The organism is Sodalis ligni (genome assembly GCF_016865525.2).
GTDB lineage: Bacteria > Pseudomonadota > Gammaproteobacteria > Enterobacterales > Enterobacteriaceae > Acerihabitans > Acerihabitans ligni.
In genome coordinates this window covers 4492989-4518609 of the sequence record NZ_CP075169.1, presented here as the reverse complement: position 1 = coordinate 4518609, position 25621 = coordinate 4492989, and the positions used below count along the sequence as shown (strand labels likewise).

Below are 25621 nucleotides of genomic sequence, written 5' to 3'. Positions count from 1 at the left end.
GACCCGCTCCGGCGGGTTTTTGCTTTATGGGGTAAACCATGTCCTTAGTGAGCGACGCATTATCTTCAATCCTGGGCGGTTCTGGCGATAGTTGGAGCTGGTCTGAGCATCTGCATCCTGCATCCTTTCGCGGCGTGCCGTTTGCGGTTGTTGCCGGCGATGGCACATTTGGACGGCGCCAGTCCGTGCATGAATATCCTTACCGCGACACCGCATGGGTGGAAGACATGGGTCGTGCGGCTCGGCGCGTAACGCTGCGCGGGTTTATCATTCAGAGCAGCTTGAGTTACGCCGCGGGCGATGTAATGACCCAGCGTGATTCTCTGGTCGCTGCTTGCGAAACCGCCGGGCCGGGTACGTTAATCCATCCCACTCTGGGCGAATTTGACCGTCAGCATCCCCGCCGGCGGTCTTAAACTCAACGAGGGACCGGCCGGGCGAGTATTTGAATTCACTTTGACGGTCATTGAATCCGGGCTGAAAGTTTTTGCCCTGACCGATACCGCCAGTGCAGCATCTACGGTCTCCACCTCCTGGCTATCGCTCGCATCAAAAATGGCCGCTACGTTGATCAGCGAAGTCAAAGGCGATTTGCGTACAGTTACCCAAGCTATTAAGACGTTGAAAAGTATCGGCGCGTTCTGGGTCAATATGGTAAACGACACTGCCGATGAGGCGACCAACCTGAGCAATACGCTGAAATCTACCTTTGGCAGCACCCGTTATGGCCGGTACAACGACGGAACGGTGGGTGGAAGTGTCTCCGGTACAAATGGCAGCATAAGTACCGCGGCGGATACGGATGATTACGATACGGTGGTGGGGCAAAAAATAGCGGTATCGGTAGAAAATAGAGCCGTTATACATGAAAGCACCGCCGCATTACTCGCATCAATCGATATTGACACCTATTCGGCCAACGTGTTGGCAATAGTGGATGCCATCAATAACGGGATAGCCAGTCTTAGTGATCTGATCCGGGTATGGGAAACCCTGTCCGGGTTCAGGGACGCGACCTATCGCCCGGCGGCCAGCGATAGCGCCATCGCTGCGGCCGCACAGTATTATTTTATCGTATTGTCCGCAGGCGCGATGTCCAACGCGGCTGCACAGTACACCCCGTCCAGTTACAACGATGCCATGGATATTCTATCGCGGGTCGTTACGGTAATTGATACCGCGACGCTAATGATTGCCGATGCGGGCTACGATGACGTTTACCGGGAACTGCAGGTGCTAAGGGAAGATGTGGTTTCCTCTCTTGAATCCTCCGGCGCCAACCTTGCCCCAATAAAAACCGTGAACGTGATCCGCCCGTTGCCCGCGCTTAAGCTTGCCAACCTGCTTTATCAGGATGCTACCCGCGCTGAATCATTGGTGAAAATGGCCGATCCGGTTCATCCGGCATTTATGCCGACCACGTTTAAGGCATTGTCCTCATGAGCGACGAATTAACCCTGACCATTGGCGGTAAAATATTATCCGGCTGGGACGAGGTGCGCGTGACACGTAGTATTGAACACCTCCCCAGCGATTTTGAACTGTCGCTCATGGATTATTACCCCGGTAGCAATGAACAGCAGATGGTTAAGCCTGGCGACCCCTGTGTCGTTAAAATCGGTACCGATATCGTTTTAACCGGTTATGTGGATATATGGGCACCCATGATTTCCAGCGCCCGGCATGAAGTGCGGGCGACAGGGCGCAGTAGATGCCAGGACCTCGTGGACTGTTCCGCCGAATGGCAAAACAATGTGATAAGCCAGGCGACTGCCTTACAAATCGCTCGAAAACTGGCGTTGCCCTATGGCATCACTGTGTCATCCGACGTTACTGACATGGATATCGTCCCTCAATTCACGCTGAACTGGGGGGAAAGCTCCCAGGAAATTATTGACCGCATTAGCCGATGGGCAGGGCTGCTCTATTACGACAAACCAGACGGTAATCTTTTTCTGACCCGGGTGGGTACGCAAAAAGCCGCCAGCGGTATCGCCCAGGGAAAAAACGTTCAGGACGCCGCCTATACATCCTCCATCGATGAGCGATTCTCCCATTATACCGGCGTCTCCATGTCGATGGATCCTGCGACAGAGCTATCACCGGATAGCGGCTACAGTTCGGTGACGCTGGCTACCGCCAGTGATCCGGAAGCGGCCACAATGCGCTACCGAAACCACATAGTGATCGTAGAGAGCACTATGATCGCGCATAACCAGGCACAGCGCTGTATTGACTGGGAAATGAACCGACGATACGGCCGTTCAAAAACGCTGCAGATCACGGTTGACAGTTGGCGCGACAGTGCCGGCGCGTTATGGGCACCCAACACGCTCATCCCAATAACCCTGCCGGCATTCGGGCTGCAAAATGCGCTCTGGCTTCTGTCAGAAGTGACCTATCAAAAAGATGATAGCGGCGGCACAACGGCACGCATGGTTTTGATGCCACCGGCGGCGTTTACGGTACAGCCGTATGAATTTTATCAGGACCATATGGAGTTAACCCATGGACGTTAACGGCCAGCTTTCCCGGCTATACCGGCAGGTCAGAATGCTACTGGGTATTGGCCGGGTGACGTCGATGTCAGATAGCGGCGTGACCCAAACCATTCAATACCAGACACCGCTGGAGGTCCGCGACAAAACCGTACGGATGGCTGAATTTGGCTTTTCTTCCGGGCTACCGGGCGGGACGGATGTCATTCTGGGCTTTCTGGGTGGCGACCGGTCCAATGCGGTGATCATCGCCTCCAACCACCAAGGATACCGACATACCGGGTTGGCCACCGGCGAGACGGTGATTTATGACCAGTGGGGGCAATACGTCAAGCTGACGAAGTCCGGGATCATTGTGGAGGCAAAGGGCCAGCCAGTAACGGTCAATGATGCAACCACGGTGACGATAAACGCCGCTACCGGCGTAGTGATGAATACCCCAACGTTAAAAGTGAGCGGCGACATCATCGACAATGCCGGTACCAACAGCACCACAATGAAAAAGCTTCGCGACACGTATAACGAACATGATCACCAGGTGAAGAACGTCCAGTCCGGCAGTTCAACGGCGACCAGCCAGCCGCCCGGGGAGTTGGTGCAATGACCGATATCACAACAATTTGGAACGGTGAACAGTCGGTCGGAGACTGGCAAATCGGGCAGGGTGATTTGCTCAGCGGCAGTGATCTGGAAACCGCCATACTGATCAGCCTTTTCACTGACCGGCTGGCCCGCGCTGATGATGACTACGATGGCGATGATCGGCGCGGCTGGTGGGGGGATTCCGGCGCTGATTATCCTATCGGTTCCCGGTTATGGTTATTGCACCGTCAAAAGTTAACGCCGGCCACCGCCACCCGGGCTGAGACTTACGCCACCGAGGCGCTGCAATGGCTGGTGGATGACGGAGTGGTCAGTACCGTCACCATCACGACACAGATTGTCTACCCCAGCCGGTTGTACATGCAAATCGTCTTCCTCAAGCCGGACAACGCTTCATCTTCGTTCAAATATTCCTGGGTCTGGGAGAAATAAATTATGCCGTTTAATCGACCGACGTTGACCGAATTACGACAGCGCAACCAGGCGTTTATTCAGTCAGAATTAGAAAATATTGGCGCGTTGCTAAGGTTTTCCAACATGGGGATCATGGGTGATGCTGATGCCGGCATGGCCTATCTGCATTATGGATATCTGGACTGGATAGCGAAACAATCTGTCCCATTTACCGCTACTGACGAGGCTTTAGCCGCTTGGGCGGCACTATCTCGGGTTTATCAAAAACCTGCCAACGCGGCGGCTTGTCCAGCGGTTGCATTTACCGGTACTGCCGGAGCCGCTCTACAGTCCGCAGTCGTCCTAAATCGTAGTGATGGATATCAGTACACATTGGACTCCGGCATTACCATTGGCGCGGACGGAACGGCCATGGGCACCATTACCGCTATTCTTCCCGATGCTGCGGGCGATGCAACCGGTGGTGGTGCCTCGGGTAACGCAGACGCCGGCACAAATTTAACGCTGGATGTTTCTATCGAGGGCGTTAACAGCCAGGCCACAGCCGTGGCGGCGATTACTGGAGGCGCTGATATTGAATCGGAAGACGCGTTCCGCTCTCGAATGCTGCTGGCCTACCAGAATACCCCACAGGGCGGCAATGACGATGATTACAAGTCCTGGGCGCTGGCCGTATCCAACGTGACGAGGGCATGGGTGGTACGCCGGTTGATGGGGGCCGGCACGGTAGGCGTTTATATTATGTGCGATGGTAATGATACGGCTAATAATGGTTTTCCAGTCGGCGCCGATGGCATTTCATCACTCGATGACTGGGGCGCCGTCAAAGCCACGGGCGATCAGGGCCGTGTGGCGGATTATATCTATCCGTTACAACCGACCACTGCGCTTATCTATGTCTGCTCGCCAATTAAAACGCTGGTTAATTTCTCTATCAGCGGGCTGTCCAGCGCCGGCAGTACGACTACCGCGGCTATCGATACGGCCATTGATAACGTCTTTTTCGAATATGGCGCTCCGGGCGGGACGACATACCTGTCGGATATTTTGGCGGCCATCGCTGATATCTCGGGTACCGAGGGATTCATCCTGACCGCACCGACGGCCAATATCACCATGGCCACCGGCGGGATGCCGGTGCGCGGCACGGTGACGTATCTATGAGCCAATTCACCGTCGATGATTATGCTTCCGCACTACAGGCATTAATGCCGGTGGGAGCCGTATGGCCTAAGGATCCGGAGGCCACACAGACGGCAGTATTGGGCGCACTCGCTAATAGTTATCAGCGCAGCGACGATGCGGCCCAGGCATTGCTGGTGGGCGCCTTCCCCCGCACGGCCACAATCTTATTGCAGGAATGGGAAAACACTCTCGGCCTGCCGGATGATTGCGCTATCGGTGAAACCGACAGCATGGCGCTGCGTCAGGCTGCGGTGGTAACAAAATTGTTTAGCACCGGCGGTCAGTCGAACGCCTATTTTATCGGTGTGGCTGCAGCGCTGGGATATACCATCACCATTACTCAATATCGTCAGGCCCGTGCCGGGTTATCGGTGTGTGGTGACGCCCTGAATGGCGATGACTGGCCGTTTGTCTGGCTGGTTACCGCGCCTGAAACCACTATCATTTATGCCCAGGCAGGGCTGAGTTATTGTGGCGACCCGCTGCGCTCCTGGGGTAACAAACGGCTCGAATGCCGGCTGTCTGCATTGGCGCCGTCGCATACTATCGTAAAATTCGGCTACGCCGGATAGTTTCTTATTTTTATTCCATTCAATACGCGCTTTAATTGGCGAGGGTGATTCTATGCAAAAAATTGGCAATATCACTAATACCGCAGACATTAACGGCGAATGGACCAACGGCAATGTCGCCGGTGGTGTACCGCCGACCATTATTGATGCGGGTTGGCTGAATACAATCCAACGTGAGTTGGCAAATATCGTTCAGTCCGCTGGGTTAGCACTAAATCCTGCAATTGATACTCAGGTTTTAGCTGCGATCCAGGCTTTGTTTATACAAAAGGCGAATAATTTATCAGAGATCAAGGCAGCCGGCAGCGCCGCTCAAACTGCAGCTCTCGCAAATCTCGGGTCGACCGATGGGACGCTCAAGGGGCGTTTACTCAATGTTCAGGTTTTCGTTTCTTCTGCTATTTATTCGGCAACGCCTGGAACGACTAATGTAATCGTAGAAGTCCAAGCGGCTGGTGGTCCTGGCGGCGGCGCTGCTGCAACTGGTGCCGGGGCCGTATCAATGGGTACCGGAGGCACTGCTGGAGCATATGGTAAGGGACGCTATGCTAGTGGATTCAATGGTGTATCAGTCATTATTGGTGCCGGCGGCGTGCCTTTAGCAGGTGGTACCGGAACCGCGGGGGGGAATTCATCGTTTGGCTCACTTCTGTCCTGCCCTGGTGGGTCACCTGGCGCCCGTCGCGGGCCTACTGCCCCTCCATTCTCTGTGACGGGTGCACCAACAGGAGCGCTACCAACAGGAGCTAATATCCAAGCGTCTTCTGGCTCTCCAGGCGGAATATCCTTTGCAGTATCAACGTTACTTGTAGCCCCTGGTGCGGGGGGATCATCACAATTAGGCGGCGGCGGCTCATTAAATGGCGTCGGCATTAATGGTAATAACGGTATATCACCAGGGTCAGCTGGATCAGGGCAGCAAACACAGAAAATTCAGCAGTAGTGTTAACTGGCGGTTACGGTGCCAATGGGCAGGTTACTGTTTGGGAGTACGCTTAATGGCTAGATACGCGCTCATCAACGCCGAAATTGTCGTGAATCTTGTTATATGGGAAGGATTCCTCCTATCATTTGGCCGGATAACGCAACGGCGGTACTCATTCCCGATGATTCACCGGTTGATATTGACTGGACTTATAAAATGGCGAGTTTTTCGGCCCAATAAATTCTTAAATAACTCTCCGATAGCAAATTTTAAATAAGTCTTGCACTGGTGAGTCTTATTTATTAAAATTTAAGACTATTTCAATGTTCAAACTATAGCTTGCTTAGGTTTAAATGACTTTTGCTAAAAATATTGTTTAAAAATTTAATCCAAGGCTGATCTATTGCATAAGTAAATGCAAGAGATAGGATCATTGTTGATATCGCGTAAGATATGAAAGTGATCTTTACCGACCCCGTCTTTAAAAATGTAGTCGATGCAACACTGTTTAAAGATAGGAAATGTGTAAGATATAATCCAAATGACAATTCTCCAAGCTTAATGAAAACTCGGTTTGAGAATATTTTGCAAGAGTTTTATTTTTGCTCACGGTCGCGATAAGCAATGTTGCCGCTATAGGGTAAAAGAGATCACTCCATAAAGGCATAAACTGGCTTGGCAGTACTAAAGACCCCATTGACATTGACATTATTAGTATGATAAAAGCAACTTCTAACGGTATGTTTACATCTTTTATGAGCAGCAATAGGGCCATCAATGCCCCAAGCATAAACTCAAAGTAGTGTGTTCCGTAACATAGTGCTGCTATGGATACTAAAAGAACTAACTGAAAAACGTTGTTTAATAATTTGCAAAAATCGCTGATGTGATAACTACAAGAACTGCAAATAACTCATATGATATTGTCCAGAGATTTGAGTTGTATGTGTATAAGGGATTGAATGAAACAAAATCTTTCCAGAATGATTCAGTAAATGCCAAACTTAAGCTTGGATCGAATTTGTACCAGATTCCTAACCAATCAGAACCATTTGAAAGCGCCGCTGTTTTATTAGTAAACAAATTTAGTTTGTGAAGCACATATGCAGTTAGGCAAACAAAAGAATAGGCACACTAAGTCTTAGGAATCGCTTAGCCCCGCCTCTAATCCTTTTAATAAGGTGGATGAATAGAATTTTTGAAGAAAAGATATCCACTTAGAACAAAAAATATTGCAACTGCGAAATGACCATTCCATAAAGTGCTAACAAAGGTTCGATTAACTATATGAATGTAAGAAATTGCTGAGTTATCAAATGCCCTGGCAAAATGAAATAACACAACGGACAACGCCGCTATACCCCTAATTCCGTCAAGATGAGGAGTTCTTTTGGTAATTGTTGTATTTTCCATAATGGCCTGTTTCTGATAATTCATTAATTATCGTTATACGAACTAAAGGATGTCAGATGTCACGTATTCTTGCTGATTTGAATTTGAAGCGCAAGGTGGATTTAACTCAAAATTGCAATAACCTCCGACGCTGGCGGGAGCGGTGTTCTATTCAATGCTGGCATGATTGCAGTTGAATGTTAACATGTTTTAAAAAAGACGGGCCAGGGTAGGCCCAAACGATCGCAGCAAATGGAACATAATGGAAACAAGGTTATCGTACCGGAAAACAAATAAATTCCGCCAGCGCTCAATGCGTTGCGTTTAACCGGCGTTTGGCCTGTTTACATGCTTAAAATTTACCACTTATACTGTATGCATGAACAGTACTAGAGGCATGCGTTATGGGCTTTCCATCTCCAGCAAAAGACTATGAAGAAAAATCGCTCAGCCTGGACGAAATGTGCATCAGTCGTCCGGCGGCTACCTTTTTTATGCACTCCCGACATGGGGCGCCGCGCACCGGCGTACTGGCTGGCGCGCTACTGGTCATTGACAGATCAGTGAAACCCATCCACGGTAGTATCGTTGTCGTTGAGTTCGCCGGCGACTTGGTTATCTGCCGGTATGTTGTCTCGCCGCGTCGCCGGTTTGACAATCTCGAATTGCCGGGACAAACGATACCCATACCCGACGATGATGACGTTGATGGGTTGCAGTGCTGGGGTGTCGTGACGTGGGTGATTAACAACATGAGGGAAGGGGAGATGGATGATTGCCCGGCGATGTAAGCTGTGTATTTATGTTACGCAATATTACAAATAGAAAAGCCTCCGAGGGCACCAGAGGCTTAACTGAAAATGCCACGTGCATTTCACGTGCACTTTATTGTCCATTCTGGGTCTATGCTGTGTCGTACCACGTTTGCTAAGTTACTGATTTTAAAGCTGTGGTACTTACGCAGTCCATACAAAATTGGTGGAGCTGGGGGGATTTGAACCCCCGTCCGGAATTATTACGTCCTCGGCACTACATGCTTAGTCCAGTCATTACATTCGCCTGCCAGCTGCGGACGGACACGCTACTGACAAACTAGCCTGATTAGTTTTAGCGCTTTAACCCCAGGCAGGATCTCCACGCGAGCTCTTTTGGGTTTGACCTCTCTTGATCCCCGTCCTAAGAGCGAAGGCTAGGGAGAGAGGGAACCTTCAGGGTATTAAGCTGATTAAGCTGCTAAAGCAGCAGGTTCGAACGAGTTATCGTTTGCAATTATTTTTTTGAGGCTGTTTAACGAGGCCTACCTCACCTCGGCATGCACCTTGGGTTTCACAAATCCCGTCGAATCCAGAATCAGCCCCAAGTTGTTAATTTCATTATAGCAAAAACGCGGTGGCGGGGCAAACCTTAACGGCCGGCGTGCTTCATTATGCGCGCTTTATCCACCTGCCATTCGCGTTCTTTGATATCTGTGCGTTTGTCGTACTCTTTTTTACCCTTGGCGACGCCGATGCGTACTTTGATCCAGGCGTTTTTCCAATAAAGGGATAGCGCCACCACGGTATACCCCTCGCGGTTAACCCGGCCGAAGAGCGTGGAAAGCTCGCGCTGGTTGAGCAGCAGCTTGCGGGTACGCGTGGGATCGCACACCACATGGGTGGAGGCCACCGCCAACGGTTGAAAAGTAGCGCCGAAAAGAAAGGCCTCGCCGTCTTTAAGCAGCACATAGCTGTCACTGATGTTGGCTTTGCCGGCACGCAGCGATTTGACTTCCCATCCCTGCAACGAGAGTCCTGCTTCGAACTCTTCCTCTATGAAGTATTCATGTCGGGCGCGTTTGTTCAGCGCAATAGTGGCGGAGCCTGGTTTTTGAGCTTTTTTCTTTGTCATGATACTAAATATTATACAGTTTTATGGGGGGAATTAAATGCTTTCCTGACCCGGTTGCCGGGTTTTCGAGCAAATGGCGTTAAACAAGCGGTAACAGATTTTTTATCTCATGACAGATAAATGATAATATTAAGTAGTTAACGACATGACAGGAACCCTTATGCCTCATATCAGTCGTTCCGCCTTGGTACCCTACAGCGTGGAACAAATGTTTGCTCTGGTAAACGATATCAGTGCTTATCCGGAATTCATACCCGGCTGTACCGGCAGCCGGGTGCTGGGAAAAGAAGGTAACGAGCTGACCGCCGAGATGGATGTGTCCAAGGCAGGCATCAGCAAAACGTTTGTCACGCGCAACGTGATAACCGATAACGAGAGCATTGTGATGCGCCTGGTGTCGGGGCCGTTTCGCACGTTTTCCGGCGACTGGCGGTTTACCACCTTGAGCCCTGAAGCCTGCAAGGTGGAATTCGAACTCAGTTTTGAATTCAAGAATAAATTAATCGAACTGGCGTTCGGCCACATCTTCAAGGAGATGGCCAATAGCATGGTGCAGGCCTTTACCCGCCGCGCGCAGCAGGTTTACAGTGCCTGACATCCGGGTAGAGGTGGTATATGCCTTGCCTGAGCGGCAATACCTTTACCCGCTCACCTTGCCCGCAGGCAGCACGCTTAAAGACGCCATTGAGGCCTCCGGTATTTTGGCCCTGCGGCCTGATATTGATCTGGGCAAAAACAAGGTGGGGATATTCAGCCGGCCCGCCGTGCTGGAGGATATCCTGAATGACGGCGATCGGGTGGAGATTTACCGGCCGCTGTTGTTGGATCCGAAGGAGTGGCGGCGTCAGCGTGCGGAGCGCACCAGGAAGTAAGACGGAGCGGCGTGTCCGTCTAGCTGTTGTTTTGCGGCCATCTCTTTGGCGGACTCAGTTCCAGAACTACACCAGAACTACACCAGAACTACACCAGAACTACACCAGAACTACACCAGCAACACACCTGAACGACAGCCGCCGGATATCATTCCCGGCCGCCGCCGCTATGGCGCTGGCCGTTATGAACTGGGGGCATTCAGCGCTGCCTGGTTATCGATATGGGTCAATGTGCCGCTGTTATCGAATGTCAGGGTAAGGGTCTGCTGGGTTATCGGCTCATGGCCCGGCTGGCGGCGGAACACGTAAAACCAGGTATTGGTGCCAAACGGGTCGTGTAGCATTGGCGTGCCTAACGTATAAGCCACTTGTTGCTTGGTCATGCCGGTATGAAGTTTCGCCACGTCAGCTGTGGTCAGATAATTCCCCTGATTGATATCGGGGCGGTAAACCAATCTTTCCAGCGTAGAACAACCGGCGGTTAACATCAGAAGAACGACGGCAGCGGCGGTCAACGGCTTACAGCTCCTAATAATCACATTCCTTTTTGGCATAGGATGCCGATGGTAAAAAAACCTGCCGACATTTGGGACCTCTAGAAGGCCCATCTTTGACCGCGGGAACGTAAAAAAGTTGAGCTTTTCTTTGCCGCGAGCAGTTCTTTAGCGTTTGCCAGCGTATTTTTAGTCACTTCGCTACCGCCCAACAGACGCGCCAGCTCTTGCAGGCGGGCTTTTTTGTTCAGCGAAAGCATCTGTGTTTCGGTCTCGTTGCCATCGGTATTTTTGCTGACATAAAAGTGGTGATGGCCCGAGCCGGCAACCTGCGGTAAATGGGTAACGCACATCACCTGGGTGGACTCGCCCAGCTGACGCAGCATTTTACCCACAATCGCCGCGGTAGGGCCACTGATGCCGACATCAACTTCATCAAATATCAAGGCCGGGGTATCCATCTTACGCGCGGTAATGACCTGGATTGCCAGGGCGATGCGGGATAATTCGCCGCCGGAGGCCACTTTCGCCAGGGGCTGCAGCGGTTGCCCGGGGTTGGTGGTGACCAGGAATTCGATACGGTCACAACCGTCGGCGCTGAGCTGGTCTTCATCTAAATGGACGGCGATAGATAATTTCCCGTGGGGCAACGACAGCTCGCGGATGCTGCGGGTGATAAGCTCCCCTAATTCCCCCGCATGCTCCAGCCGTTTCTGGTGGAGCATGCGGGCGGCGTGCAGCGCCTGTCCATGATACCGTTCCACCGCCTCCGCCAACCCTTGTGCGTCGATATCCTGCCGTTCGCTTGATTCCTGCTCCTGAAGGAGACGCTGATATAACTGCGGCAATTCCTCCGGGGCGACATGATGCTTGCGCGCCAGGTTCATCTGCCGCGAAAGCCGCTGCTCCAGTTCAAACAGCCGTGCCGGATCCAAATCCAGATTCTCGCCGTAGTGGCGCAGCTCATCGCTGGCTTCGGTGAGCTGTATGGAGGCTTCCTCCAGTAAATCCAGAATGGGGGAAAGGGCGGCATCCATACCGGCAAGTTCGGTCACCCGCTGCTTGACCCCATACAATAACCCGAGCAGATTTTGGTCTTCCCCCTCGCTCAGGGTCTCGAGGGCCTGGCGGGTGGTGGTAATCAACTGGCCGCTGTTGGCCAGGCGCTTATATTCCAGGTCCATGAGTTCATATTCATCCGCCACCGGCATAAACTCATTGAGTTCCTTTAACTGATATTGAAGCAGCTCGCGTCGGGCGGCGCGGTCGGCGGCGTTTTTCCGGGATGCGGCCAGTTCAAGGCAGCTTTGATGCCACTGCCGGTAAGCGCCCGCCATGGTCTGGCGCAGCGCTTTTTCATCGGCATAGGCATCCAGCAGGTGCTTTTGATGATCTGGCCGCATCAGCAGCTGGTGGGCATGCTGTCCGTGGATTTGTATCAGGTGGTGCCCCAGATCCCGCAGCTGCGACAGCGGCACGGACACGCCGTTGATAAAGCCGCGGGAGCGCCCGTCCTGGCCCACTACCCGGCGCAAAAGGCACTCATTGCCGTTGTCCAGCTCGTTATCCGCCAGCCAACGCGCGGCCAGGGGAGTATCGCCGAGGACGAACCGGGCGCAGATATCCGCCCGGGGCGCGCCGGGCCGTACCATGGCGGCGTCCGAGCGGCTGCCGAGGCAAAGGCCGAGCGCATCGATGGCAATGGATTTACCCGCACCGGTTTCGCCGGTTATCACGCTCATTCCCGCTTGAAAATCGATGGTTAATTCACGCACTATGGCAAAATTAGCGATGGTCAGTTGAGACAGCATGGCGATATTCCTGTACAAAACAACATAGCTGGAGTTAAGCACAGTATAAACTGGTTTTTTATACAGTAAAGCGGCGACTGCTGCTTTTTAAAATAATTTTTTCGACCAGCCCAGTTTGGTGCTCAGCGTATTGAAATAGTTGTAATCAAGAGGATGCACCAAATCGAGGTGGTACTCGCTGCGGCGGATGAAAATCTCCTCGCCTTCCTGAATGGGCAGGGCTATCTGGCTGTCGCAGCTGATCTCCAGTTCGCTGCCGATTTGGGAAAACTTCAGCCGTATGGTGCTGTTGCCGTTGATGACCAGCGGCCGTGACGATAGGGTATGGGGAAACATGGGCACCAGTACGATGGCGTCCAGCGGCGGGGTGAGTATGGGGCCGCCGGCGGAGAGGGAATAGGCGGTGGAGCCGGTGGGGGTGGCGATAATCAGACCGTCGGAACGTTGGGAGAAAGCGAAGCTATCATCAATATAGACTTCGAATTCAATCATATGCGCGACCTTGCCGGGATGCAGGACCACTTCATTGATGGCGGTGCTGAGCCGTCCGCATTGGTTGTCGCGGCAGACCTGCGCTTCCAGCAGGAAGCGCTCTTCACAGCGGTAGTCTCCCGCCAGTACATCTGACAGCTGCTGCAGGGCTGAATCCGGATCGAGATCGGTGAGAAACCCCAAGTTGCCGCGGTTTATGCCAATCACCTTGGTGTCGTAGCGCGCCAGGATACGCGCCGCGCCAAGCATATTGCCGTCCCCCCCCACCACTACCGCCAGATCGGCCCGCTGGCCGATGTCGGCGAGGCTGCCGGTGGCTGCGCCTTCCAGATTAAGGTCCCGGGCGATTTGATGCTCGATGATAACCTCATGTCCTTTCGCGATCAGCCAATGGTAGAGCATTTCATGAGTGGCCAGGGCGTTTGGATGACGCGGATGGCCGACAATGCCGATGCTCTTAAAGGGTGTATTCATGTTGTTGTTTTCCTCGCCGTGTTTTGCTGACTATACCCTTCATCTTTCAGGTTGCAGCCGCGTGGTCTGCAATTTGAAATCCATTGGGTATACATTATGCGACATCCCTTGAATCCCTGCTATTCATCCCCATAATAAGCGGAGTAGCAAGATTAAAAAGGCTAAAACGCGGAGAAACTCATGATGAGTAGTAAAGAACAGAACGCCCCTGACGAGCAAGTCTCACCGGAAATCGATATGGAACCAGAGCAACAGTCGGAAGCTGTGCCCGAGACGGCAGAAGTCGTGGATCCGCGCGATGAGCAAATTGCTGTTTTGCAGGCCAGGGTGGATGAACTACAACAACGGGAACGCGACAGCATGCTACGAGCCAAGGCGGAAATGGAAAATGTGCGTCGCCGTGCCGAACTGGATGTGGAAAAGGCCCATAAATTCGCTTTGGAAAAATTTGCCGGCGAACTGCTGCCGGTCATTGATAACCTTGAGCGCGGGCTGGATACGGCCGACAAGTCCAACAGCGAGCTGACCCCGCTTATCGAAGGCATTGAATTGACGCTGAAATCCTTGCTGGATGCGGTGCGCAAATTCGGCATCGAGGTGGTGGGGGATACCCATGTTCCTTTCGACCCCGCAGTCCATCAGGCGATGACCATGCTGGAATCGGACGAGCATGAGCCGAACCAGGTCATGATGGTGATGCAAAAGGGCTATACCTTGAACGGACGCCTGCTGCGCCCGGCCATGGTGGCTGTGTCGAAGGCCCGCAGCTAACGATATCAGCCCTTGGCGCAACCATAATGGCTTGAATACATTATTGAATTCCTCCCGCCGGTTGGCAAACTGTCAGCCTCGGCGGGATTAGCGGCGCCTGAAATATCCCGATTCCCGCCCAACCAAAGATTCTCATCTTTCCGGCTTGCCCTTACCGATCAGAATGGGTCTTGGCCCTAGCTGCCGTCGCTGCGTAAATCAATGAGACGGCAGATGCGGCTGCCAGTCTATGGGTTCTTGCCCCTGCTCTATTAAAAACGCATTGGCCTTGGAGAAGTGTTTACAGCCCAAAAAACCCCGGTGCGCCGACAGCGGCGAGGGATGGGGCGCCTTGAGAATATGGTGGCGTTTAGGATCGATAATTCCGCCTTTCTTTTGCGCATGGGAACCCCAGAGCAGGAAAACCACCCCCTCGCGGCACTCATTCAGCACTTCAATAACTTTATCAGTAAAGGTTTCCCAGCCCAGGCTGGCGTGGGAATGGGCTTTGCCCGCCTCCACCGTCAATACGGTATTGAGGAGTAGCACGCCTTGTCCGGCCCAGCTTTGCAGGCAACCGTGATCCGGAATGGTAAAACCGGGAATGTCCGCGCTGAGCTCTTTATAGATATTCACCAGTGAGGGCGGGGCGGGCACGCCCGGCCGAACGGAAAAGGAAAGGCCGTGGGCCTGGTTGGGGCCATGGTAGGGATCCTGTCCGAGAATGACGACTTTCACCGTTGCCAGTTCCGTATAACGGAACGCGTTGAATACGTCAGGTTGCGGCGGATAGACGGTTTTTCCTCCGCCCGCTCCTGTGCCACAAAAGCCAGGGTTTGCCGGAAGTAGGGTTTGGTTTTTCTTCGGCGAGGGTATCCCGCCAGGTGGGGCTCTGCGTCATGGTACGCTCCATGTTGGATAATGACTTATCCGGTAGCTTACCGGGTAACGACCGTCGGCGAAATGCTTAATGTAAATGAGATGCATGGCAAATTAAATTGTATTATTTCAAAATTATTTTAAAAAAAGTGCCGGTGCTAAAACAACAAAATTGATATAAAACATAAACATGTCTTTTTGGTAAAAGACTTATCGCCTTAAAAATTGATTTAAATCAAGGATAGTCGGCCGATTGGCTGGTATATAATCAGGCAGACGAATTGGTTTTACCAAATGTCCACAAACGCAAAACATGCAGTAGGGACATGGCGTGAAAATTTTGAAAGCCACACCACGGAGGCATCTATGATTATCGGAACTCAAATTACCCAGGCCGACAATAAAGCTTTGATTAATTCTTTCTGGCTGCTGGATAACAGCGTGGAGCAGGCGCGTTGCCTGTGTGCTGTTGCCGGCTATGCCGATGATCAGGTCGTAGCGTTAAGCGAACTGGGCAACATTGAATATCGCCAGATTCCCATTGAACAAAAAGAAGTCGTGCGCGTAGAAGGCGGGCAGCATTTGAATGTAAATGTGTTAACCCGTGAAACTTTGGAAGACGCCATCGCCAATCCGGATAAGTATCCGCAATTGACCATCCGCGTATCCGGTTATGCCGTACGTTTTAACTCGTTGACGCCGGAACAGCAGCGCGATGTTATCACCCGTACGTTTACATCAGCCATCTAATGGTCTTTGTAGTGCATTAAGGAGCCTAGGCTCCCTTTTTCATGGATCGGATTTTAGAGTGTTATATAATTTTATTATAAATCAATATATTAAAACTGAATAAGACAAAAACAGGTTTATATCAAATAACGGGATTGACCCGCTGTTACTATTTTGAACAGAACTTGTTTCAAATCACATGGCAGGTAACTAATTGAAATAATACTAAAAATAACTCAATAATTATTTGATCAAAAATAAAAATTTTAGTTAAGTATCATAAATACAATCATTCTCATTTCTAGAGTGTTAAACCCTGAAAGATCGGGTGTGGCATAAAAAACCGCCCCGGCGGGCGGCTTTTTAGAGGTGCGATGCATTATTCATCAGCGGGTTTTGCCGCCGCTGCCGATTCACTCTCAACCTGTTTGCCCGCCCGGCGCTTGCCGATATTTCTTTTATCGCGCAGACGCACTTTGACCTTGTCTTTCACCTGTCCCTGCTGCTTTTTCTCCTTCCGTTTCGCCAACACTTTTTTCGATGGCTTACCGGTGGCTTTTGGCGACGGCGCACGGGTGGCGGGGCGTAACTCGTCCACGATCCGTGCTTTCAAAGGTTCGTTAAGATAGCGGCTTATTTTGCCCAGCAGCAGGTGATCGTGGGCTTCAATCAGGGAAATCGCGGTGCCTTTTTTGCCCGCCCTGGCGGTGCGGCCGATGCGGTGCAAATACACGTCGGCGGTGGTGGGCAGATCGAAATTAATCACATGGCTGACATCATCTATATCCAGCCCGCGCGCCGCAACGTCGGTGGCCACCAGCACCGCCATGCGTCCGTCGCTCATGCGTTTTATGGCTTCATTGCGTTTGGCCTGCACCATTTCCCCTTCCAGATAGCAGGAGGTAATGCCCGCCTCATGCAGCCAGCCCACCAGTTCATGGACGCGTTCGCGCTTGCGGACAAAAACAATGGTTTTTGTCACGTCGGGCTGTTTTAGCAAATGGCAAAGCAGGGCGGTTTTGTGCTTGAGATCGTCGGCGCGGTAATACCACTGGACGATTTTTTTGCGTTCGCGCCGGGAGGAAGCAGCATCGATTTCAACCGGATCGTTGAGCAGGCGCTCGGCAAAATCCTTCACCGCGTTGCCTTCCAGGGTGGCGGAAAACAGCAGCGTCTGCTTGCGCCAGCGGGTTTCGGCGGCAATCACCTCCACGTCATGGGCAAATCCCATTTCCAGCATCCGGTCCGCTTCATCCAGAATCAGCGTTTCCACCGCGCGGCAGTCGAAATTTTCTTCTGTGATGTACTGCAGCAGCCGGCCGGTAGTGGCCACTACGATGTCCTGATTTTCGCTGAACACTTCCATATGATTCATATACGCCACGCCGCCGGTGATGGTGGCGACGTCAATCTGGGTATGGGCCGCCAGTTCCCTGGCCTGATCAGCGACCTGCATGGCAAGTTCACGGGTGGGCGTGACGATCAATACCCGCGGCGGCCCGGATTTCCTGCGGGGAAAATCCAGCAGGTGTTGCAGCACCGGCAGCAGGTAGGCGGCGGTTTTACCGGTTCCGGTAGGCGCCGAACCCAACACGTCGCGTCCCTCCATGGCCGGCGGGATCGCTTCGGCCTGAATGGCGGTAGGGCGCTCATAGCCTTTATCCTGCAGGGCGGCGAGCAGGCTTTCATGTAGATCGAGTTCGGTGAATTGGGTTACGGTCATGGTCTACCTCTGGTTGGGGCGCAGATTATAGACGGATCCCGATCAATCTTCATCTGTTTCCGCATGGATGGTTATTTCCACACCGGGCCTGTTTGACATAAAGTAACCCGATTGTTCGCCGGGAGCCTAGTAATGATGGAATCGCCAGGTCAAAAGACCCTGTTGCGCCGGGATGGTTTTACCTTTAAGTATTTTTTTGCCGCCCACGATCGATGCGCCATGAAGGTAGGCACCGACGGCGTGCTGCTGGGGGCCTGGACGCCGCTCTGTCCTGTCCCGCGGCGTATACTGGATATCGGTACCGGCTGCGGTCTTATCGCCCTCATGCTGGCCCAGCGCACCGGAGAGGGGACGGCTATCGACGCTTTGGAACTGGACGGCGCGGCCGCGGCCCAGGCGGGCGAAAACTGTGCCCGCAGCCCTTGGGCGGCGCGTTTACGGGTTATTAACGATAACATTCTCACTTATGCCCTGACGTCCACTGAACGTTATGAACTGATTGTCAGTAACCCGCCCTATTTTCCGGTGGGTATTCCCTGCCGGGATACCAGCCGGGATCGGGCGCGTTCCACCGGCACCCTGACCCATGAACACCTGCTGGATGCCGCTCGGCGATTGCTGGCGCCGGAGGGCCTGTTCATGCTGGTATTGCCCCTGGACATCGGCGAGGGGTTTATCCGGCTGGCCCGCCGGCAGCGGTGGCAGGTACGCTATCGCACCGAGGTGGCTGATAATCCGGGCAAACCGCCGCACCGGATTTTGCTGGGACTGTCAACGGCGGCGGGAGCATCCTGTTGTTCGGCGTTTACGCTCAGGGATGAAAACCGGGCCTATTCGGCGGCCTACCGCGACTTGACCCGGGATTTTTATCTCGGGTTATGACATGGGCGGGCGGGATTTCCGCGAAAACCGGCGCGGCGCTGCTGCACCGGCCGGTTTCAGGGGCAGGACGTTAATCAGGGGTGCAAAATGGTGGGCTGCGGATTTTCCAGCATATCCGGATAGTCCAGGGTGTAATGCAGGCCCCGGCTCTCCTTTCGCAGCATGGCGCTTTTTACAATCAGTTCCGCCACCTGGATCAGGTTGCGCACCTCAAGCAGATTATTGGAGATGCGGAAATTGGAGTAATACTCGTCTATTTCCCGCTGCAGCAGATTGATCCGGTGCAAGGCCCGTTCCAGCCTTTTGGTGGTGCGCACGATGCCCACATAGTCCCACATGAACAGGCGCAGTTCGTGCCAGTTATGCTGCAGGACCACTTCTTCATCGGAGTTGCTGACCCGACTTTCATCCCAGGGCGGCAGCTGTTTTGCCTGTTTGACGGTGGGCAGGCGCGTGATGATATCCTCCGAGGCGGACCAGCCATAGACCAGGCATTCCAGCAAGGAGTTGGACGCCAGGCGGTTGGCCCCGTGCAGGCCGGTATAACTCACTTCGCCGATGGCGTATAACCCGTCCAGATCGGTACGTCCGCGCTGATCCACCATCACGCCGCCGCAGGTATAGTGCGCCGCCGGCACGATGGGAATGGGTTCTTTGGTTAAATCGATATCAAGGGTAAGCAGCTTTTGATAGATCATCGGGAAATGATGCTGGATAAACTCCGCCGGCTTGTGGCTGATATCCAGGTACATGCAGTCGGCCCCCAGGCGTTTCATCTCGTGGTCGATGGCGCGGGCCACGATATCCCGCGGCGCCAGTTCTCCCCGTTCGTCGAAATCGGGCATGAAACGCGAGCCGTCGGGACGCTTGAGCAGCGCTCCCTCGCCGCGCAGGGCTTCGGTCAGCAGGAAATTACGCGCCTGGGGATGAAACAGGCAGGTGGGGTGAAATTGGTTGAATTCAAGATTGGCTACCCGGCAGCCGGCTCGCCAGGCCATGGCGATCCCGTCCCCCGAGGAAATATCGGGGTTGGTGGTGTACTGGTAGACTTTTGACGAACCGCCGGTGGCCAGCACCACGGTCTTCGCCCGGCAGGTTTCCACCCGTTCCTTTTCACGGTTCCAGATATACGCACCCACCACCCGCCGGGTACCGGTCAGCCCGATTTTATTGGAGCTTATCAGGTCCACCGCGTTGCAGCGCTCCATAATATGGATATTCGGATGGTTGGCCGCTTTCTCCACCAGTGTGGTTTCCACCTCTTTGCCGGTGGCGTCCGCCGCGTGCAAAATCCTGCGGTGGCTATGGCCGCCTTCTCGGGTCAGATGATAATGCTCCTTGGTATCACTGCTGGTTTCGGTATCGAACAAAACCCCTTGGTCAATCAACCATTGGACGCAGTGGCGGGCGTTGCCGGCGATAAATTCCACCGCTTCGCGATCGCACAGCCCGGCGCCGGCGATAAGCGTATCTTCCACATGGGAATCAATGGTGTCGGTTTCGTCAAACACCGCGGCGATGCCGCCCTGGGCGTAATAGGTGGATCCTTCGCTGAGCGGCCCTTTGCTCAGTACCATGACCTGACAATGCCCGGCCAGGCGCAAGGCCAGCGAAAGCCCGGCCGCACCGCTGCCAATGACCAATACATCGGTTACATGTTCAGTTGAGGGTTGCATTTGAATGGTGTTTACCCAATAAGAAATTACAGTTTTCCGATGGTAGCACTCAATGATTTAGGGCTAAACCGCTAATTGCTGATATTTTACCCATGACAATTTTCTCTTCTTTACTGACAGCCGTCGCAATACCGGGTAACCTGCGCTGTTGATACGGTGCCGGACCGGATTTTATGATCTGGTCGCGTGATTTCAGGAATCTAACACTAAAAATATTTTTTTTCATGATAGTCTGACTGACACCCGGCCCGAGAGCCGGTGCGCCGATAGCCGTCTCCCATTGAATCCAAAAAAATACAGGTGGGACGGAACTTCATGGTTAGCATAAACTCCAAGCGGGAGCTTGCTCGTGTTATTGGTTTAGTGGCTGGCGGTACTATTTTTTTCGCGTGGAGATAAATTTGGGGAGAATTTACCTCGGATGAGCGAGCAGTTAACGGATCAGGTGCTGGTTGAACGGGTGCAGAAAGGCGACCAAAAAGCGTTCAATTTACTGGTCGTTCGTTACCAGCATAAAGTAGCGAGCCTGGTGTCGCGTTACGTTCCCCAAGGGGACGTACCTGATGTGGCCCAGGAGTCGTTTATCAAGGCGTATCGCGCCCTGGACTCTTTTCGCGGGGACAGCGCTTTTTATACATGGCTGTATCGAATCGCCGTAAACACGGCGAAAAATTATCTGGTAGCTCAGGGACGGCGTCCGCCGGCTAGCGATGTGGACGCCAATGATGCCGAAAATTACGAAAGTGCCGGCGCATTGAAAGAAATATCGAACCCTGAGAATTTAATGTTGTCTGAAGAATTGCGACAGATAGTGTTTCGCACTATTGAAGGGCTTCCTGAAGATTTACGTATGGCCATTACGCTTCGGGAACTGGATGGTTTAAGCTATGAAGAGATAGCGTCCATCATGGATTGCCCCGTGGGAACGGTAAGATCGCGTATCTTCCGTGCACGCGAAGCTATTGATAATAAAATTCAACCGCTGATTCAGCGATAACGATGGCGGCAGGAGAAGGTGCCCACGCATGCGTAATGAAAAGCTTTCGGCTCTTATGGATGGTGAACTGTTCGATAATGAACTGATTAACGCGTTATCGAAAGATGACTCGTTACGGCAGAGCTGGCAACGGTATCATCTGATCCGCGATACAATGCGTGGTGATATTGGTGAAACCCTTCATCTTGATATCGCCGATCGTGTCGCGGCCGCAATTGCCCAGGAACCTGTACGCCTGGTGCCTGTCTCGGTGAAAGAATCGCAGCCCCGGCCGGAAACCTGGCACAAGCTGCCGTTCTGGCGCAAGGCGAGCCCCTGGGTTGCCCATGTGACCCAAATCGGTTTGGCGGCCTGCGTGTCTCTGGCGGTCATCGTCGGCGTTCAGCACTATAACCGTCCGGTCAACGATGCGCAGCCGGAAGCGCCGGTATTCAACACCTTGCCCATGATGGGCCAGGCGTCCCCCGTCAGCCTGGGTGTCCCTTCAGGCGGCGCGGTTGCCGATACCGGTTCGCAGCAGCAGCAGGTGCAGGAACAGCGCAAACGCATCAACGCAATCTTGCAGGATTTCGAATTGCAGCGTCGGGTGCATTCAACGCAATTGCAATTCGACCAGCATGAAGCCCAGCAAGCAGCGGTTCAGGTCCCGGGAACACAGTCATTAGGAATGCAGCCTCAGTAATGAAGCAATTTTGGTGTGCCGTTTGTTTAATGACAAGCGGCTTGCTCTATGCGACAAATGCCCCGGCCGAGGCTACCGCTTCCGTTCCCTCCGGGGCACCTGCTTCCGCCCCCGCAGGGGCTCCAGCTCCCATTACCGCCCCCGGCGTCTTGCTTCAGCAGATGAGCCAGGCAAGCAAATCATTAAGCTATGAATTTGCTTACGTCAGCGTCAGCAAGCAGGGTGTGGATTCTTTGCGTTTTCGTCACGCCCTGTTTGAAAAACGTCCGTTTGCGCAGCTGCTGCAAATGGATGGCCCCCGGCTTGAAATCCTTCAGCGGGGCGACGAAATCAGTTATTTCGAACCCGGCCTCGAACCCTTTACACTCTCCGGCGATCATATCGTTGATTCTCTTCCCTCTATCGTTTACGCTGATTTTGGGCGTCTGGCGCAGTTCTACGATTTTATTCCCGTAGGGCGGACGCGAGTCTCCGATCGCTTATGCGATGTGGTGCGCATAGTAGCGCGGGACAGTACCCGGTTTGGTTACGTGGTGTGGATCGACTCCGAGACGAAACTGCCTTTACGTGTCGATTTGCTGGACCGCGACGGTGAGGCGCTGGAACAATTCCGGGTGATCTCATTTGTCGTCGACCCGCAGGTCATGGACATGATGCAGGGTCTGGACAAAGTGAATCTACCTCCGTTGCTGGCGGTGCCGGCCTCGGAAAAGTTACAGTTTGATTGGAACACCAACTGGCTGCCGGCGGGTACCGCTGAAGTCTCGCGCAGTCGCCGTACGCTGCCGGGCATTAACGTGCCCATTGAAGCCAGGCTGTATTCCGACGGGTTATTTAGTTTCGCGGTGAATATCAACCAGGCCACCGCGGCGGACAGCAGCGCGGAGCGGTATATCCGCACCGGCAGGCGCACGGTCTATACCGATATTCGCAACAATACAGAAATCACCGTAGTCGGTGAATTGCCTCCGGCAACCGCAAAGCGTATCGCCGACAGCGTGGTGTTTAAGGCGCAACCATGATTAAAGAATGGGCAACGGTTATCTCCTGGCAGCAAGGTATTGCGCAACTGCGTTGCGAGCAAAGCGCGGGCTGCGGCAGCTGTCATTCCCGCAGCAGCTGCGGCACCAGCATCCTCAATAAAATGGGGGCCGATTCGTCGCACCAGCTGCGCGTGGAAAGCAAGCACCCTCTGGTGCCCGGCCAGCGGGTGGAAGTGGGCATCACCGAAAGCAGCCTGATCCGTTCGGCTTTGCTGGTGTATATGCTGCCTCTGGTGGGCTTAATCGGCTGCGCGTCAATCCTGCAGGGCCTCTTCCACACCGATATCGCCGCCGCATTGGGTGGGCTGCTGGGGGGCGCCGGCGGTATGCTGCTGGCGCGTTTTCTGGCGCAGCGCATCGGCAATCAGATTGAATATCAACCGGTGATTTTGCAAATCGCTCTGCCGCCGGCTTCCCTCTCTTTCCGTCGGGAAAAAGAGTAGCTTGACGGTGACGGGCCGCCGCCGGCCCTGTTGCCTTATAACGGGCCGCTGCCTGGACGTTATCTCAACAGCTCCGGGCTACTCCCTATCCGTCAATGGTCCGCGTTCGCGGGCGTGTATCGCATTCCAACCTCCCGCTTTAAATCAATTTACAACCTTCCGGCGGTTTGTCGGGAAGCGGCTGATGCCGGAAGTGTCATAGGAACAAGGAGTGGGGTAATAATCCGATGACAAGGCCCAAGCCGGATCTTCCTCGGCTGCCTTTCTTGGTTTCCGCTTTCAGTGTAAGATGCGACGATGTTTTTACGGGTAATCGTGTTGCTATCTCCATCCCCGTTTCCATTGGAATATTTTTTAGCGTTAAAATTTGAGAAAAATTCATATAAATGAAGCATATAAGAAACTTTTCAATAATCGCCCATATCGACCACGGTAAGTCGACTCTCTCCGATCGCCTGATCCAAACCTGCGGCGGTTTGGCCGAGCGGGAAATGGAAGCCCAGGTATTGGACTCCATGGATTTGGAGCGTGAGCGCGGCATTACCATCAAGGCCCAGAGCGTAACGCTGGATTATAAAGCCAATGACGGCCAGATTTACCAGCTGAACTTTATCGATACTCCCGGACATGTGGACTTTTCCTACGAAGTGTCTCGCTCCCTGGCGGCCTGCGAAGGGGCCTTGCTGGTGGTGGACGCGGGGCAGGGCGTGGAGGCGCAGACTCTCGCCAACTGCTATACCGCCATGGAAATGAATCTGGAAGTCGTGCCGGTATTGAACAAGATCGATCTGCCCGCCGCCGATCCCGAGCGAGTGGCGCAGGAAATCGAGGATATCGTCGGCATCGACGCCACCGACGCGGTGCGCTGTTCGGCCAAGACCGGCGAAGGCGTGCCGGAAGTGCTGGAGCGGCTGGTGCGCGACATCCCGCCGCCCCAAGGCTCCCCGGAGGGGCCGCTGCAGGCGCTGATCATCGATTCGTGGTTTGACAACTATCTGGGCGTGGTGTCGCTGATCCGGGTAAAAAACGGCACGCTGCGCAAGGGCGATAAAGTCAAGGTCATGAGTACCGGCCAGAGCTACAATGCCGACCGGCTGGGCATTTTCACGCCGAAGCGGGTGGACAGGGACATCCTGAACTGCGGCGAGGTGGGTTGGCTGGTTTGCGCCATCAAGGATATCCTGGGGGCGCCGGTGGGGGATACCCTGACCCTGGCCCGCCAGCCGGCGGAAAAGGCCCTGCCGGGCTTCAAGAAAGTGAAGCCGCAGGTCTATGCCGGCATGTTCACCATCAGCTCCGACGATTACGAAGCCTTCCGCGATGCTCTCGGGAAACTGAGCCTGAACGACGCTTCGCTGTTCTACGAGCCGGAGAGCTCCACCGCCCTGGGTTTTGGTTTTCGCTGCGGTTTCCTGGGCTTGCTGCATATGGAAATCATACAGGAGCGACTGGAGCGGGAATACGATCTGGAGCTTATCACCACCGCGCCGACGGTTATCTACGAAGTGGTGACCACGGATAACCAGACCCAGTACGTGGACAGCCCGTCCAAGCTGCCGCCCCTGAACAATATTCTTGAGTTGCGCGAACCCATCGCGGAATGCCATATGCTGTTGCCGCAGGAGTTCCTTGGCAATGTCATTACCCTTTGTATCGAAAAGCGCGGAATGCAGACCAATATGGTCTATCACGGCAACCAGGTGGCGCTCACTTACGAAATTCCCATGTCGGAAGTGGTCCTGGACTTTTTCGATCGGCTGAAATCCACCTCCCGCGGCTATGCTTCGCTGGATTACGGTTTCAAGCGTTTCCAAACCTCCGATATGGTTCGGGTGGATATCCTCATTAACGGAGAACGGGTAGACGCCCTGGCGTTAATTACCCATCGTGATAATTCACAGCGTCGCGGGCGCGAAATCGTGGAGAAAATGCAGGAACTCATCCCCCGGCAGCAGTTTGATATCGCCATTCAGGCGGCTATCGGCAACCACATTATTGCCCGTTCTACTATTAAGCAATTGCGTAAAAACGTACTGGCGAAATGTTACGGCGGCGATGTCAGCCGCAAGAAGAAATTGTTGCAAAAGCAAAAAGAAGGCAAGAAGCGCATGAAGCAGGTTGGTAACGTGGAGCTGCCGCAGGAAGCCTTTTTGGCTATTCTGCACGTCGGCAAAGACAGTAAATGAGTTTGAGGAGTT

General features: G+C 53.5%; 24 protein-coding genes, 1 other RNA gene and 3 pseudogenes. 18 read left to right on the top strand and 10 right to left on the bottom strand.

Annotated elements, in window-relative coordinates; translation table 11 throughout:
- Positions 1-38 precede the first annotated feature (38 nt).
- The 7 genes and pseudogenes from GTU79_RS21125 to GTU79_RS31200 form a co-directional block, all read left to right on the top strand.
- Positions 39-1443, top strand: a pseudogene (locus GTU79_RS21125) (DNA circularization protein).
- A complete protein-coding gene (locus tag GTU79_RS21120; RefSeq protein ID WP_203524625.1) occupies positions 1440-2519 on the top strand; it encodes a phage baseplate assembly protein in 1080 nt (359 codons plus the stop codon). Before GTU79_RS21125 ends, GTU79_RS21120 begins: the two are co-directional and overlap by 4 nt.
- Positions 2509-3102: a phage baseplate assembly protein domain-containing protein gene (locus tag GTU79_RS21115; RefSeq protein WP_253073388.1), complete on the top strand. Its 594-nt coding sequence runs from the start codon at positions 2509-2511 to the stop codon at positions 3100-3102. Before GTU79_RS21120 ends, GTU79_RS21115 begins: the two co-directional genes overlap by 11 nt.
- Positions 3099-3533, top strand: a complete 435-nt coding sequence (locus GTU79_RS21110; protein WP_203524624.1) for a phage GP46 family protein — start codon at positions 3099-3101, stop codon at positions 3531-3533. The genes GTU79_RS21115 and GTU79_RS21110 overlap by 4 nt, the downstream gene beginning before the upstream one ends.
- A gap of 3 nt (positions 3534-3536) precedes the next feature.
- A complete protein-coding gene (locus GTU79_RS21105) occupies positions 3537-4679 on the top strand; it encodes a baseplate J/gp47 family protein (RefSeq protein WP_203524623.1) in 1143 nt (380 codons plus the stop codon).
- The gene (locus tag GTU79_RS21100; RefSeq protein ID WP_203524622.1) at positions 4676-5272 is read left to right on the top strand and encodes a YmfQ family protein; all 597 of its coding nucleotides are present in this window, start codon (positions 4676-4678) and stop codon (positions 5270-5272) included. Before GTU79_RS21105 ends, GTU79_RS21100 begins: the two co-directional genes overlap by 4 nt.
- A 52-nt stretch (positions 5273-5324) precedes the next feature.
- A pseudogene (locus GTU79_RS31200) lies at positions 5325-5627 on the top strand (hypothetical protein); the annotation flags it as partial.
- Positions 5628-7370: 1743 nt separating this feature from the next.
- On the opposite strand, the gene GTU79_RS31550 reads toward GTU79_RS31200, so the two are convergent.
- A complete protein-coding gene (locus GTU79_RS31550; protein ID WP_420854197.1) occupies positions 7371-7610 on the bottom strand; it encodes an acyltransferase family protein in 240 nt (79 codons plus the stop codon).
- A gap of 383 nt (positions 7611-7993) precedes the next feature.
- On the opposite strand from GTU79_RS31550, the gene GTU79_RS21085 reads away from it, so the two are divergent.
- Positions 7994-8380 carry a HumD family translesion DNA polymerase gene (locus GTU79_RS21085; RefSeq protein ID WP_203524618.1) on the top strand — a complete coding sequence of 129 codons (387 nt, stop codon included), beginning with the start codon at positions 7994-7996 and terminating at the stop codon, positions 8378-8380.
- A gap of 185 nt (positions 8381-8565) precedes the next feature.
- Here GTU79_RS21085 and ssrA read toward each other — a convergent pair.
- Positions 8566-8947: a transfer-messenger RNA gene (ssrA, locus tag GTU79_RS21080) on the bottom strand.
- 46 nt (positions 8948-8993) lie between these two features.
- Positions 8994-9476, bottom strand: coding sequence for an SsrA-binding protein SmpB (gene smpB, locus GTU79_RS21075; RefSeq protein ID WP_203524617.1), 483 nt, complete (start codon positions 9474-9476; stop codon positions 8994-8996).
- Between the two features lie 160 nt (positions 9477-9636).
- Between smpB and GTU79_RS21070 the strand changes: the two genes are divergently transcribed.
- Both GTU79_RS21070 and GTU79_RS21065 read left to right on the top strand, forming a co-directional pair.
- Complete coding sequence (locus tag GTU79_RS21070) at positions 9637-10071, top strand: SRPBCC family protein (protein ID WP_132926525.1); 435 nt, start codon at positions 9637-9639, stop codon at positions 10069-10071.
- On the top strand, positions 10064-10348 hold the full coding sequence (locus GTU79_RS21065) for an RnfH family protein (protein WP_203524616.1): 285 nt from the start codon (positions 10064-10066) through the stop codon (positions 10346-10348). The genes GTU79_RS21070 and GTU79_RS21065 overlap by 8 nt, the downstream gene beginning before the upstream one ends.
- A 182-nt stretch (positions 10349-10530) precedes the next feature.
- On the opposite strand, the gene bamE is transcribed toward GTU79_RS21065, so the two are convergent.
- From bamE to nadK, 3 genes are all read right to left on the bottom strand, one after another.
- Positions 10531-10902, bottom strand: coding sequence for an outer membrane protein assembly factor BamE (gene bamE, locus GTU79_RS21060; protein WP_214513337.1), 372 nt, complete (start codon positions 10900-10902; stop codon positions 10531-10533).
- Positions 10903-10943: 41 nt separating this feature from the next.
- Positions 10944-12653, bottom strand: coding sequence for a DNA repair protein RecN (recN, locus tag GTU79_RS21055; RefSeq protein ID WP_214513336.1), 1710 nt, complete (start codon positions 12651-12653; stop codon positions 10944-10946).
- An 87-nt stretch (positions 12654-12740) separates the two neighbouring features.
- Complete coding sequence (gene nadK / locus GTU79_RS21050) at positions 12741-13619, bottom strand: NAD(+) kinase (protein ID WP_203524613.1); 879 nt, start codon at positions 13617-13619, stop codon at positions 12741-12743.
- Positions 13620-13802: 183 nt separating this feature from the next.
- Here nadK and grpE point away from each other — a divergent pair, with 183 nt between their 5' ends.
- Entirely contained in the window at positions 13803-14390 is a 588-nt protein-coding gene (gene grpE / locus GTU79_RS21045) for a nucleotide exchange factor GrpE (protein ID WP_132928031.1), read from the top strand.
- A gap of 198 nt (positions 14391-14588) precedes the next feature.
- Here the strand turns inward: grpE and ung are convergent.
- Positions 14589-15270: pseudogene (ung, locus tag GTU79_RS21040) on the bottom strand (uracil-DNA glycosylase).
- Positions 15271-15614: 344 nt separating this feature from the next.
- Here ung and grcA point away from each other — a divergent pair.
- A complete protein-coding gene (gene grcA / locus GTU79_RS21035; RefSeq protein ID WP_132926537.1) occupies positions 15615-15998 on the top strand; it encodes an autonomous glycyl radical cofactor GrcA in 384 nt (127 codons plus the stop codon).
- A gap of 358 nt (positions 15999-16356) precedes the next feature.
- On the opposite strand, the gene srmB is transcribed toward grcA, so the two are convergent.
- On the bottom strand, positions 16357-17700 hold the full coding sequence (gene srmB / locus GTU79_RS21030) for an ATP-dependent RNA helicase SrmB (protein WP_132926539.1): 1344 nt from the start codon (positions 17698-17700) through the stop codon (positions 16357-16359).
- 132 nt (positions 17701-17832) lie between these two features.
- On the opposite strand from srmB, the gene GTU79_RS21025 reads away from it, so the two are divergent.
- The gene (locus tag GTU79_RS21025; protein ID WP_203524612.1) at positions 17833-18582 is read left to right on the top strand and encodes a tRNA1(Val) (adenine(37)-N6)-methyltransferase; all 750 of its coding nucleotides are present in this window, start codon (positions 17833-17835) and stop codon (positions 18580-18582) included.
- 74 nt (positions 18583-18656) lie between these two features.
- On the opposite strand, the gene nadB is transcribed toward GTU79_RS21025, so the two are convergent.
- Together nadB and GTU79_RS21015 are read right to left on the bottom strand one after the other, a co-directional pair.
- Complete coding sequence (gene nadB, locus GTU79_RS21020; RefSeq protein WP_203524611.1) at positions 18657-20258, bottom strand: L-aspartate oxidase; 1602 nt, start codon at positions 20256-20258, stop codon at positions 18657-18659.
- A 49-nt stretch (positions 20259-20307) separates the two neighbouring features.
- The gene (locus GTU79_RS21015; protein ID WP_203524610.1) at positions 20308-20484 is read right to left on the bottom strand and encodes a hypothetical protein; all 177 of its coding nucleotides are present in this window, start codon (positions 20482-20484) and stop codon (positions 20308-20310) included.
- Between the two features lie 195 nt (positions 20485-20679).
- Between GTU79_RS21015 and rpoE the strand changes: the two genes are divergently transcribed.
- From rpoE to lepA, 5 genes are all read left to right on the top strand, one after another.
- Positions 20680-21255, top strand: coding sequence for an RNA polymerase sigma factor RpoE (gene rpoE / locus GTU79_RS21010; protein ID WP_132926545.1), 576 nt, complete (start codon positions 20680-20682; stop codon positions 21253-21255).
- 28 nt (positions 21256-21283) lie between these two features.
- Positions 21284-21937, top strand: a complete 654-nt coding sequence (gene rseA, locus GTU79_RS21005) for an anti-sigma-E factor RseA (RefSeq protein WP_203524609.1) — start codon at positions 21284-21286, stop codon at positions 21935-21937.
- Positions 21937-22959: a sigma-E factor regulatory protein RseB gene (gene rseB / locus GTU79_RS21000; RefSeq protein ID WP_132926549.1), complete on the top strand. Its 1023-nt coding sequence runs from the start codon at positions 21937-21939 to the stop codon at positions 22957-22959. The genes rseA and rseB overlap by 1 nt, the downstream gene beginning before the upstream one ends.
- The gene (gene rseC, locus GTU79_RS20995; RefSeq protein ID WP_203524608.1) at positions 22956-23423 is read left to right on the top strand and encodes a SoxR-reducing system protein RseC; all 468 of its coding nucleotides are present in this window, start codon (positions 22956-22958) and stop codon (positions 23421-23423) included. Before rseB ends, rseC begins: the two co-directional genes overlap by 4 nt.
- Positions 23424-23809: 386 nt before the next feature.
- The gene (gene lepA / locus GTU79_RS20990) at positions 23810-25609 is read left to right on the top strand and encodes a translation elongation factor 4 (protein ID WP_132926553.1); all 1800 of its coding nucleotides are present in this window, start codon (positions 23810-23812) and stop codon (positions 25607-25609) included.
- The last annotated feature ends 12 nt before the right edge of the window (positions 25610-25621 follow it).